Here is an 11,076-nt window from a genome sequence, read left to right as displayed (position 1 = left end):
CCCGCCCCGCCCGCGGCCGCTCCGACGGCCGTCCCGATGCCCAGGCCGGGGCGCCGGGTGTGCACTGTCAGGTACGTCATCCCGCGCGGGCCCGCGGTCAGCGAGCGCCGCGCGCCGCGCGCGAGCAGGACGGCCGAGTGCGGGCGCAGCCGGTGGGCGCCGTCCTCGGTGTCGATCCGCCCGGCGCCGTCGACGACCACGAGCAGGACGTCGAGGGCGGGCTCGGCGTGCTCCGCGATGACGGCGTCGGGCCGCAGGCGGATCAGGTTGGCGTCCAGCCCCCGTGCCGCCGCGGTCAGCCGCCACAGTGCGCCGGTGGCCCCTTCGGGGGCGCCCGCGATCACCGCGTCGAGGTCGGCCAGAACCCCGGTGGGGTCCGGGTGCGTCGTCATGCCGGTCCTTCCTTCCGTCCGCGCGTGCCCCCGCAGTCATACACGATCGGGGCCGGCATTCCGGGGCTCTTGCGCCCATCGCACGGGTGCCGGGGCCACCCCCGCCGCCACCGTCGCACGGGTGAACGATAAAATCGCGGCCGGATCGCGTCGGCCGTACACGGAACGGACGCGCGGCCCGGCCCGAGGTCGATCACCGGGCCGCGGCCCGGCTCCCCACGCCGTTCCCCGCCGCCCTGCCCCCTGCCCCGGAACCCACCCTGCGATGAACCCCGGTACCGCCACCGCCACCCCGCCCGTCACCGCCGCCGCCGATCCCCGCCCGACCGCGCCGCCCCGGGCCCCGGCCCGGCCGAGTGCGGCCGCCGCCGTCCACAGCGTCAGCGCGGCGACGACGGTGCTGCTGGCCCTCGTCGCGATCGGCGCGATGATCCACGAGCCGGTGCTCATCCCCCCGCTGGCCGCGAGTGCCGCCCTGATCCACAGCGCCCCCACCCTGCCGCTGGCCCAGCCGCGCGGCGTGGTCGTCGGCCATCTGATCGGCGCCACCGCGGGGTACGCCGTCCTCGCGGCGGCGGGCAGCAGCGCCTGGGCGGCGGCCCTGGCCGCCGGGCTCACCCTCGCCGTGCTCACCCTCGCCCGCACCCCGCACTCCCCGGCCGTGGCCACCGCCGTGGTGACCGTCCTGCAGAGCCCGGCGCCCGCCCGGTTCGTACCGCTGCTCTTCGGATCCACCGTGCTCCTCGTCCTCACCGGTTACGCCGGTTCCCGCATCCGCCGCAAGGCACCGAGGTACCCCGCCTACTGGTGGTGATGACCCGCTGGCGCGCCTGCACGGCCCCGGGGGGCGGCGGGCGCTACTTCTTGTCCGTGGAAATTTCTGCGAAGGACGTCTTCGGCGCCCCCTGCTGGGTGAGCCTGATGGCCCGCGACCTGGAAGCCTCCCAGCGTTTCTACGGCGCGGTCATCGGCTGGACCTTCCGGCCCGCGCGGCTCGGCGAGGGGTTCTCGGTGGCCGTGCTGGACGGCGTCCCGGTCGCCGGCATCGGCGCCCTGGCCGTCGACCTGGCCGTGCCGGTGGCCTGGACCCCCTACTTCGCCGTCGACGACGCCGACGTGGCCGCCAGCCGGATCCGCGAGCGCAGCGGGACGGTCGCGGTCGGGCCGGTCTCCTTCCCCTCGGGCGGCCGGGCCGCCCTGGTCGCCGACCTGGACGGCGCGGTCTTCGGGATCTGGGCCGGGCCCGTCGCCGCCGGCTGGCGCGTGGGCAAGGGACCGGCCCCGGCCTGGCTGGAGCTGCGCACCCGCAACGCCTTCGACGCCGCGCTCTTCTACGGCGAGGTGCTGGAGTGGGCCACGGGCCGCCCCGGTTGCTGCGAGGTCTCCTACGAGCAGGAGCAGGTCGTCCTGCGCCACGACGGCGATCCGGTCGCCCGGCTGGACAGCGGCCCGGTGGAGCCCGGCGCCTACAACCCGTACACCCGGCCCCGCTGGCACGTCCACTTCCGCGTCCCGGAACTGGACGCGGCCGTGGAAGCGGCCCTCGACCTCGGCGGACGCACCGTATCGGTGGTCACCACGACCGGGACGGAACGCTCCATCGCGCTCCGCGACCCCGACGGGGCCCTGTTCACCCTCACCTCCGGCGGCTGAGCCCGCCACGGGAGCCGCCCGTCGCCGGTCGCGGGGCGGACGGCCCGTTGCGACACTGGCCCGGGAGGAGGTGCGCCATGGACCCGGTGGCGGCGCTGGACCGGATCGCCTTCCTGCTGGAGCGCGCGCAGGCCCCCGCGTACCGGGTGCGGGCCTTCCGTACCGCGGCCGCCGCCCTGACCCGCATGGGCGAGCGGGAGACGGCCGAGCGGGCCGCGACCGGCTCCCTCGAATCGGTGAAGGGCATCGGACCGAAGACGGCCCGGGTGGTGACCGAGGCACTGGCCGGTGGCGTCCCGGAGTACCTGCGGGCCCTGGAGGACGAGGTCGCCGCGCTGCCCGAGGGACCGCCGCCCACTCCCGCCGCCGCGGCCCTGCGCGCGGCCCTGCGCGGGGACTGCCACGTGCACTCGGACTGGTCGGACGGCGGGAGCCCGATCGAGGCCATGGGCGGGGCCGCCGCCGCCCTCGGACACGACTGGGCGGCGCTGACCGACCACTCGCCGCACCTGACGGTCGCCCGGGGCCTGACGGCCGGACGGCTGCGCGAACAGCTGCGGACCGTGGCGGAGCTGAACGCGGCGTGGGCGCCGTTCCGGCTGCTCACCGGCATCGAGTGCGACATCCTGCCCGACGGCTCCCTCGACCAGGAGCCCGAGCTGCTGGACGAGCTCGACCTGGTGGTGGGATCGGTGCACTCGAAGCTGAGGATGGAGTCCCCGGCCATGACGCGCCGGCTCCTGGCGGCGGTGCGCAACCCCCTCATGGACGTGCTGGGACACTGCACGGGACGCCTCGTCACGGGCCGGACGCGCCCCGAGTCGGAGTTCGACGCCGCGAGGGTGTTCGCGGCGTGCGCGGAGTCCGGTACCGCCGTGGAGATCAACAGCAGGCCCGAGCGGCTGGACCCGCCCCGGCGGCTGCTGCGCCTGGCCGTGGCGGCGGGCACCTTCTTCGCCCTCGACACCGACGCGCACGCCCCGGGTCAGCTCGACTGGCAGATCGTCGGCTGCGAGCGGGCCGTGGAATGCGGGGTGCCAACCGGCCGGGTGGTCAACACCTGGTCCGCGGAGCGGCTCCTGGAGTGGACCCGCACCCGCGTCTGAAACGGGTCAGCCCAGTCCCGTGCCGAGGACCAGGAGCAGCAGCACGTCGGCCCCGGCGACGCCCATCGTGGCCAGGAACGGCATCCGGCCGCCCGCCCGGGCCGCTCCGTAGAGCAGCCCGCAGGTCAGCGCGAGCAGCCACCGGCCGTACGGGCCGACCGGGCCCGGCGGGCCGAGGAGCAGGCAGGCCGTGGAGGCGAGGACCAGCCCGGCGGCGACCGCGGCCGACCGGCGGGCGCCGAGGCGCTGGGGCAGGCCGCGCACCCCGGTGGCGAGGTCGTCGGCGATGTCGGGGAGGACGTTGGCGAAGTGGGCGCCCGCGCCGAGCAGGGCGGCGGCGCCGGTCAGCCAGAGCGGCGGCCAGGGCCCCCCGGGCAGGGCGAGCGTCACGAAGGCCGGCAGCAGCCCGAAGGCGAGGGCGTACGGGGCCCAGGACGCTGCCGTGGCCTTGAGCCGCAGGTTGTAGGCCCAGGCGGCGCCGACCCCCACCAGGTGCGCGGTGCCCGCGAGCGGCCCCACGGCCAGCGACAGCGGCACGCACAGGAGCAGCGCGCCGACGGCGGCGCGGCTCACGGCGGCGGGCGGCAGGGCGCCCGTCGCCAGGGGTTTGTCACGGCGGCCGGTGGCACGGTCGCGCCGCAGGTCGGCCCGGTCGTTGGACCAGCCGACCGAGAGCTGACCGGCCGCCACCGCGGCGGCCGTCAGGGCGGTGCCGGCGGGCCCGCGCCCGGCCGCGGCGGCCAGCGCCCCCGCGAAGAGGGTGACCCCGGCGGCGGGGACGGGGTGACACGCCCGCAGCAGTCCGCCCACGAGGGCGACGGGCGCGGCGGACGCTGCCGGAGGAAGGACGGCGGCCGGCGCGGAGCCGGGACCGGGGGCGGACACGAAGGCGGGCACGTAGGCGGGACCGGGAGCGGGGCCAGGGGCGGGACCGGAGACGGGCACGCAGGCGGGGCCGAAAGCGGAACCAGGGGCGGGACCGGAGGCCGGACCGGGAGCGGGACCAGGGGCGGGCACGGCGTCACGCTACGCCGTGACGGCACGCCCGTTGCGCACCCTTCGCGCCGTTCGCCGGATGGCGGCCGTTCTTCCCTATGTTGGGCCAATGACACGTGTCCTGGCAGTGAGCAGCGTGTTCCCGCCCCACCTGTACCCCCAGCCGCAGATCACGGAGGCACTGGCCCGCTGTCTGCCACCCGGCACCGACCCCGCCCTGCTGCGCCGCGTGCACGCCTCGGTGCGGGTCGACTCCCGTCACCTCGCGCTCCCGCTGGAACGCTACGGTCCGGGCACCGACTTCGGCGCCTCCAACGCCCTCTTCGTCCGCGCCGCCCTGGACCTCGGCGCCGTGGCCGTGGAACGCGCCCTGGCCGGTGCCGCGCTGACGGCCGGGGAGATCGACCTGGTGCTGTCGACGACCGTCACCGGGCTGGCCACCCCCTCCCTGGAGGCCCGGCTGGTGGCCCGCACCGGGATGCGCCCCGACGTGCGCCGGATGCCGCTCTTCGGCCTCGGCTGCGCGGGCGGCGCGGCCGGACTCGGGCTGCTGCACGAACAGCTGACGGGCCGTCCCGGGCTGGCGGCACTGCTGCTGTCCACCGAGCTCTGCTCGCTCACCCTCCAGCCCACCGACACCTCGATGGCGAACCTGGTGGCCGGGGCGCTCTTCGGGGACGGCGCCGGAGCCCTGCTGGCGGTGGGGGCCGGCCATCCCCTGTACGAAACCGGCGTCGGGCCCGTGGTGGTGGCCGCGCGCAGCCGCCTCTACCCGGGCACCGAGCACCTGCTCGGCTGGGACATCGGCCACTGGGGCTTCCGGATGGTGCTGGGCCGCGAGGTGCCGGAGCTGGTACGGCTGCACGTGGTGGAGGAGGTCGAGTCCTTCCTCGCCGGGCACGACCTCAAGCCCTCGGACGTCGACACCTGGATCTGCCACCCCGGCGGGCCGAAGATCCTCGACGTGCTGGCCGGGGCCCTGGGACTGCCGGAGCGCGCCTTCGCGCACAGCCGCCGCTCCCTGGCCGTGGCGGGCAACCTCTCCTCCGCGTCCGTCCTGCACATCCTCGGCTCCGTCGAGGCCGCCGGTCCGCCACCGCCCGGATCGGTGGGGCTGATGCTGGCCTTCGGCCCGGGTTTCGCCTCCGAACTCGTCCTGCTGCGCTGGTGAGGTCCTGATGCCGACGACCCCCTACCTCCTGCTCCTCGCCCTGGTGGCGGCCGAGCGGATCGCCGAACTGGTCACCGCCCGGCGCAATGCCGTCCGCAGCCTGGCGCGCGGCGCCCGGGAGTACGGCCGCGGCCACTACCCCGCCATGGTCGCGCTGCATGCCGCCCTGCTCGTGGGCTGCGCGCTGGAAGCCCCGTACCGTCCGTTCCTGCCCGTCCTCGGCTGGACGGCGCTCGGCCTCGCGGTGGCGGCGCAGGGCCTGCGCTGGTGGTGCGTCGCCACGCTCGGGCCGCGCTGGAACACCCGGGTGCTCGTGGTCCCCGGGCTGGCGCTGGTCACGGGCGGGCCGTACCGGTGGCTGCGGCATCCCAACTACGTGGCGGTGGTGGCCGAGGGGCTCGCGCTGCCCCTGGTGCACTCGGCGTGGCTGACGGCGACCGCGTTCACGCTGCTCAACGCCCTGCTGCTGCGGGTCCGGATCTCCTGCGAGGACCGGGCTCTGGCCATCTGCGGCGGGGCGGGGCGGCCCGCCGCCCCCGACGCCGCCGGGGGTTCGGGCATCGCGCGGGCCTCCGGGTTCCCGGGGGTCGCGCCGTGATCGACCTGCTGGTCGTGGGCGGCGGCCCGGCGGGACTGGCGACCGCGATCCACGGGGCGCTGGCCGGGCTGGAGGCGGTCGTCCTCGAACCGCGGCCCACCCCGATCGACAAGGCGTGCGGGGAGGGCCTGATGCCGGGCGCCGTCCGCCGGTTCGAGGAGCTGGGCGTACCGGTGCGCGGCCGGCCCTTCCACGGGATCCGCTACGTGGACGGGGTCACGGGCCGCAGCGCGGAGGGCCTGTTCGGCGCCGGCCCCGGGCGCGGCACCCGCCGTACCGAACTCCAGGCGGCGCTCGCCGCGCGGGCCGGGGAGCTGGGCGTACGTATCCTCGCGCGGCGGGCCGGCGAAGTCCGCCAGGACGGGCACCGGGTCGGCGCGGGCGGCCTGACGGCCCGGTACCTGGTGGCGGCGGACGGACTTCACTCCCCGGTGCGGCGCGCCCTGGGCCTGGCGGTACCGGCCACGGCGGGGCGGCCCGCGCGGTATGGACTGCGCCGGCACTACCCCGTGGCGCCGTGGAGCGACCTGGTGGAGGTGCACTGGGCGCACGACTGCGAGGCCTACGTGACCCCGCTGGGACCGGACCGGATCGGTGTGGCGGTGCTGACCTCGCGGCAGGCGCCCTTCGACGTCCAGCTGGCCGACCGCTTCCCGGCGCTGGCGGCCCGGCTGCCGCCCCCCGCGCCGGGCGCCGGGGTGCGCGGCGCCGGACCGCTGCGCCAGCGGGCGCGGACCCGGGTGTCGGGGCGGGTGCTGTTCGTCGGGGACGCGGCCGGGTACGTGGACGCGCTGACCGGTGAGGGGCTGACCCTGGCCGTCGCGGCGGCGGGTGAGGCCGTACGGTGCGTGCGCGCGGGCCGGCCGCAGGAGTACGAGCGCGCCTGGCGGGAGCTGTCGCGGGCGTACCGCGTCCTGACCTCGGGTCTGCTGTGGGCGCGCGGGCGGCCGGCGCTGGCAGGGCGGGTGGTTCCGCTGGCGGCCCGCCTGCCCGGGGTGTTCACGGGCGCGGTGAACCTGCTGGCACGGTGAGAGGGGCCCCGGCCGCGCATTAAGCGGCCGGGGCCCCTCGTCCGGGTGGGGTCAGGCGGTACCGCCCGCCCCCGTGTGCGCCGGCCGGTACGTCAGCGCCAGGCCGGCCAGGACCGCCCCGGCGCCGGAGCAGAGCACCGCCGTGACGCCGGCCCAGGAGTACGCCCCGCCGAGCGCGCCCAGGAGCGGGTCGAAGAACACCACACCGCCCACGACGTGCAGGGTGACCACCGCGAGGGCGGCCACCGCCGAGGCCCGCCAGACCACCGCGGTGTCCCGTATGACCAGCAGTGCGCCGACGAGGAGACACAGCAGGGCCGCTGCCGGTGCCGTCCACCGGGCGGGGTCCCCGCCGGGGAGGGCCGCGGCCAGGTCCTGCGGCAGGTGCAGGACCCCGCACAGCAGCAGCGCGGCGGCCGTGGGCCAGCGCAGGACGTGGCGCAACGCACCCCTGTCCCGGGCCGGACCCGTACCCGGCCCGGGGGGCGGCGCGGGTACCGGCCGGCGCTCCGGGGGCGGGGGCGGCGCCAGGGGCGGCCGGGTGGGCCGGAGCGCGGCGGCAGATCCGTCGGCCGGCCCGCCGGGAAACCCGTCGCGATGCCCATCGGGATGCCCGGCGGGAGCCGTGTCGGGCCCCAGGATGCTCGCCAGGAGGGCGACGTCCTCGATGGGCCGGCCGACCGCCGCCGCCCGCAGGGTGATGTCGGCCTCGGCCTCCTCCTGGGGCTGCTCGGCCAGCAGGGCGACCATCCGCCGGACCTCGTGTACGGGCCGGGAGACGGCGGCCGCGCGCAGCGCGTCGTGGCCGGGGCTGGGGGGTTGGCCGGTCTGCTTCAGGAGGCTCACCAGGGCGGTGACCTCCTCGACGGGGCGGCAGGTGGCCGCCGTCTCCAGCAGGGTGCGCATCGGTTCGTTGTGGGGTTCGGGGTGGTTCCCGGCGCCGGGCCCGGTCTCCGGTGGCGGCGGCGTCGCCGGGGCGGGCGGGGCGGTGACGGGCGGGGCGCCGTCGGCGGGGGCCGGGGTGTCGGCGCGGGCGCCGACCGGGGGTTGGTCCGGGGTGGGGTCCGGTGTGAGGGGTGGACCGTCGCGGTCGTCGTGTGGGGTGGCCGCGAGGGTGCTGGGGTCATTCATGGAAAGCTCCGTTCGCCGACACGCGGGTCTACACGTCGCGCGCCGGTCATCGTGCGTCATGGGAATCGCACGCTTCGTTACATTCAGCGCCACGGACCGGCACTGCGCCATTCGGGGCGGGCAAACGGGTCTGTGCCGCGCCCGTACGGGGCTGCGGGGCCGGACACGCCCCCGGCCGCCGCCCCCCGGGGACGGCGCGCGCGGGAGAGTGGCCGGGCGGGATCCGTCCGGTCGACGCGGCCTGCGCGCACCATCGCGCCCTGTGGGACGCGCTGCGGACGCCCGCCCCCACCCCGTCCTCCGGAAGGTGAAGCCATGAGCGCTCTGCGCGAGGTCCTGGAACCGTACGTGGGCGGCCCGGCGGCGCCCGGGGCGGTGGCCCTCGTCGCGCACGGCGACCGGGTCGAGTCCGTGGCCCTCGGCTTCGCGGAGGCGGGCGGGGACACCCCGATGGCCCCGGACTCGCTCTTCCGGGTGGCGTCGCTGACCAAGCCGGTCATCGCCGCCGCGGTGTTGATGCTCGCCGAGGAGGGTCTGCTGACCCTGGACGCCCCGGTGGCGCCCTGGCTGCCGGAGCTGGCCGCGCCGGTGGTCGTCCGCCGGGCCGACGGGCCCGTCGACGACGTGGTGCCGGCCCTGCGGCCCGTCACGGTCGAGGACCTGCTGACCTTCCGGGCCGGCTGGGGCTTCCCCTCCGACTTCAGCCACCCGGCCGTCGGGCTGCTGTTCAGCGAGCTCCGGCAGGGGTCTCCGGAGCCGCAGCGGATCGCACCGCCCGACGAGTGGATGGCGGCCCTGTCCCGGATCCCGCTGCTGCACCAGCCGGGCGAGGCGTGGTTGTACAACACCTGCTCCGACGTGCTCGGCGTGCTGATCGCCCGGGTCTCGGGGCGGACCCTGCCCGGGTTCCTGGCGGAGCGGATCTTCGGGCCGCTGGGGATGGCCGACACCGCGTTCTCGGTCCCGGAGGGCGTGCTCGGCCGGTTCACGGGCTACTACCGTGCCGGTCCCGAGGGGGGCGTCCCGGAGCTGGTGGACGCCCCCGACGGCCAGTGGACCCGCCCGCCCGCGTTCCCTTCGGGCGCGGGCGGTCTGGTATCCACCGCCCCCGACCTGTACGCCTTCGCGCGGATGCTGCTCGCCGGAGGGCGCGCCGGGGACGGGCGGGCCCTGCTGAAGCCCTCTTCCGTACGGCAGATGACGACCGATTGGCTGACACCGGCCCAGCGCAAGGGCGGCGAACTGTTCCTGGAGGGGCAGGGCTGGGGCTTCGGCGGCTGCGTGGACGTCGTGGCGCGGGATCCGTGGAACGTCCCCGGCCGCTACGGCTGGGTGGGCGGTACGGGCACGGCCGCGCACATCGTGCCGTCCACCGGGACGGCGGCCGTACTGCTGACCCAGCTGGAGATGAGCGGCCCGACCCCGCCCGCGGTGATGCGGGAGTTCTGGACGTACGCGGCCGGGGCGCGGCGCCCCTGAACCCGGCGCCGTCGCCCGGCCGCCCACGTCCGCGTCCGCGTCCGCGTCCGCGTCAGAGCCGGACGGTCCAGCTCACGGTCGATGTGAGGGTGCGGGCGACGGCGGGATCGCGGACCGCGGGGGTCCGGTCCTCGGCGGTCACCGTCAGCTTGTGGGCGCGCAGGTCGAGCAGCCACAGGTCGGCCACGCGCACCTCGTCCCGGCCCGCGAACCGCTTGAGTTCCCGTCCGTCGAGGTACCAGCGCACCACCAACTGGCGTCCGTCCGGGCCGGCCAGGCGCGGAACGGCCGCCTTCGCGGTGTGCCGCAGCCGCAGGGGGCGGTCGGTGGGGGTGAGCGCGGTGACGAGGTTCGCGTGGCGGTGGAACCCGCCGATCATCGCCTCGACTCCCGGGAGGTTGAAGGGCTTCCCCAGCACACGCATGATCGAGCTGTCGGTGGGGCGGTAGAGGCCGGTGACGTAGTAGCCGCCCCCCTCGTACGCGCCGACGGTCCCGCCGTCGGGGGACGGTTCGCCCAGCCAGCGGTACCACTTGGCCCGCTGCGCCGCCATCCGGCCGGCGTCCAGCGTGGAGGTGTTGGCGTCGGCGGGCTCGGGGCCGGTGTACTTCTCGTAGTCCGGCACGCCCGGGTAGAAGTATTCGTCGGCGAGCTTGCCGAGGGAGTGCCCGGTCTCGTGGATGGCCACCTGACCGGACTTGGGGTGTCCGGCGGAGGCGGTGGAGATCCCCTCGTAACCGAGGGTGGCGCTGGGCTCGTTGTACCCGGCCCCACCGTACTTGGCGCTGTTGGCGAGGACGATGACCAGGTCGGCGGCGGGCGCCTTGGCCACGTACGCGTCCACCTTGGGCTGGTCCACGCACAGCAGCCGCTCGATGGACTCGCACCAGAAGTACGAGCCGAGCGCGGTGTCGCGGACGGTGTCCGGGCCGGGGTCGCCGGAGACCCCGGACCGGGCCGAGACGGCGTCAACGGTCCAGACGTTGAAGAGGTCGCGGTAGGTCGTGTAGGGCTCGACGGCCGTGACCTCGGCCCACTTGGCCCGGGCGTCGGCGTGGAACTGCCCGAGCTGGTCGGCGGTGTAGCCGTCGCCGATCACGACCACGTCCAGCCGGTCGGCGGTGGGGCCGTTGTCGATCATTTTGGCGACTTGGCCGTCGGCCTCGCGGGCGGCCCCCGAGAGGCGGGAGGCGGCCTTGGCGGGCCCGGCGGCCGGCACCCGGACGTGCCCGGAGCCGGCTTCGCCGCCGTGCTCCGGACCGGGTATCTCGACTTCCACGGCGGTGCGGTGGGGCGGGTCGGCCGCCGCGGCGGGCGCGGTCGCGGTCAGGAGTGCGGCGCCCGCGCAGAGCGCGGCGAGGGCCGCGCGCAGGGCCGGCCGGACGGCTGGTGTCATGAAGTCCTCCGCCTGGAGCAGGAGTGGGGTGGGGGGTCGGACAAGAGGGTTAAGCGCGAACTTAAGTCCACTGAACCGGCTGCTTAAATTAGGCGGCGCGCGGGGCGTGCGCAATGGGTGACT

Annotated in this window: 11 protein-coding genes; 7 read left to right on the top strand and 4 right to left on the bottom strand. The window is 76.6% G+C overall.

The features are described from left to right. Positions 1-392 (bottom strand): cupin domain-containing protein (locus tag ACEPPI_RS25125; protein ID WP_373917529.1); only part of this gene is annotated, 392 nt, incomplete at its 3' end. Between the two features lie 265 nt (positions 393-657). Here ACEPPI_RS25125 and ACEPPI_RS25120 point away from each other — a divergent pair. From ACEPPI_RS25120 to ACEPPI_RS25110, 3 genes are all read left to right on the top strand, one after another. Continuing rightward, positions 658-1,206 (top strand): HPP family protein, encoded by a 549-nt coding sequence (locus ACEPPI_RS25120; RefSeq protein WP_373917528.1) that lies wholly within the window; start codon positions 658-660, stop codon positions 1,204-1,206. Between the two features lie 107 nt (positions 1,207-1,313). Further along, complete coding sequence (locus ACEPPI_RS25115) at positions 1,314-2,045, top strand: VOC family protein (protein ID WP_356225627.1); 732 nt, start codon at positions 1,314-1,316, stop codon at positions 2,043-2,045. A 77-nt stretch (positions 2,046-2,122) separates the two neighbouring features. Continuing rightward, the gene (locus ACEPPI_RS25110; RefSeq protein ID WP_373917527.1) at positions 2,123-3,151 is read left to right on the top strand and encodes a PHP domain-containing protein; all 1,029 of its coding nucleotides are present in this window, start codon (positions 2,123-2,125) and stop codon (positions 3,149-3,151) included. A 6-nt stretch (positions 3,152-3,157) separates the two neighbouring features. Here the strand turns inward: ACEPPI_RS25110 and ACEPPI_RS25105 are convergent, their stop codons facing one another. Next, the gene (locus ACEPPI_RS25105; RefSeq protein WP_373917526.1) at positions 3,158-4,048 is read right to left on the bottom strand and encodes a UbiA family prenyltransferase; all 891 of its coding nucleotides are present in this window, start codon (positions 4,046-4,048) and stop codon (positions 3,158-3,160) included. A 208-nt stretch (positions 4,049-4,256) separates the two neighbouring features. Here ACEPPI_RS25105 and ACEPPI_RS25100 point away from each other — a divergent pair, with 208 nt between their 5' ends. The 3 genes from ACEPPI_RS25100 to ACEPPI_RS25090 are packed head-to-tail and all read left to right on the top strand — an operon-like array spanning position 4,257 to position 6,947. Beyond that, positions 4,257-5,318 carry a type III polyketide synthase gene (locus ACEPPI_RS25100; protein WP_373917525.1) on the top strand — a complete coding sequence of 354 codons (1,062 nt, stop codon included), beginning with the start codon at positions 4,257-4,259 and terminating at the stop codon, positions 5,316-5,318. A gap of 7 nt (positions 5,319-5,325) precedes the next feature. Further along, complete coding sequence (locus tag ACEPPI_RS25095; RefSeq protein WP_373917524.1) at positions 5,326-5,916, top strand: isoprenylcysteine carboxyl methyltransferase family protein; 591 nt, start codon at positions 5,326-5,328, stop codon at positions 5,914-5,916. Further along, on the top strand, positions 5,913-6,947 hold the full coding sequence (locus ACEPPI_RS25090) for an NAD(P)/FAD-dependent oxidoreductase (protein WP_373917523.1): 1,035 nt from the start codon (positions 5,913-5,915) through the stop codon (positions 6,945-6,947). The genes ACEPPI_RS25095 and ACEPPI_RS25090 overlap by 4 nt, the downstream gene beginning before the upstream one ends. Before the next feature lie 51 nt (positions 6,948-6,998). Here ACEPPI_RS25090 and ACEPPI_RS25085 read toward each other — a convergent pair whose 3' ends face one another. After that, a complete protein-coding gene (locus ACEPPI_RS25085) occupies positions 6,999-8,078 on the bottom strand; it encodes a hypothetical protein (protein WP_373917522.1) in 1,080 nt (359 codons plus the stop codon). 315 nt (positions 8,079-8,393) lie between these two features. Here ACEPPI_RS25085 and ACEPPI_RS25080 point away from each other — a divergent pair, with 315 nt between their 5' ends. Continuing rightward, on the top strand, positions 8,394-9,557 hold the full coding sequence (locus ACEPPI_RS25080; protein ID WP_373917521.1) for a serine hydrolase domain-containing protein: 1,164 nt from the start codon (positions 8,394-8,396) through the stop codon (positions 9,555-9,557). Between the two features lie 52 nt (positions 9,558-9,609). Here ACEPPI_RS25080 and ACEPPI_RS25075 read toward each other — a convergent pair whose 3' ends face one another. Beyond that, entirely contained in the window at positions 9,610-10,953 is a 1,344-nt protein-coding gene (locus ACEPPI_RS25075; protein ID WP_373917520.1) for a M64 family metallopeptidase, read from the bottom strand. Positions 10,954-11,076 lie beyond the last annotated feature (123 nt).

Origin of the sequence: Streptomyces sp. AB3(2024), from assembly GCF_041862025.1 — a bacterium.
Lineage (GTDB): Bacteria > Actinomycetota > Actinomycetes > Streptomycetales > Streptomycetaceae > Streptomyces.
The sequence above is the reverse complement of the archived record's forward strand: the minus strand, read 5'-3'. Positions and strand labels throughout refer to the sequence as shown.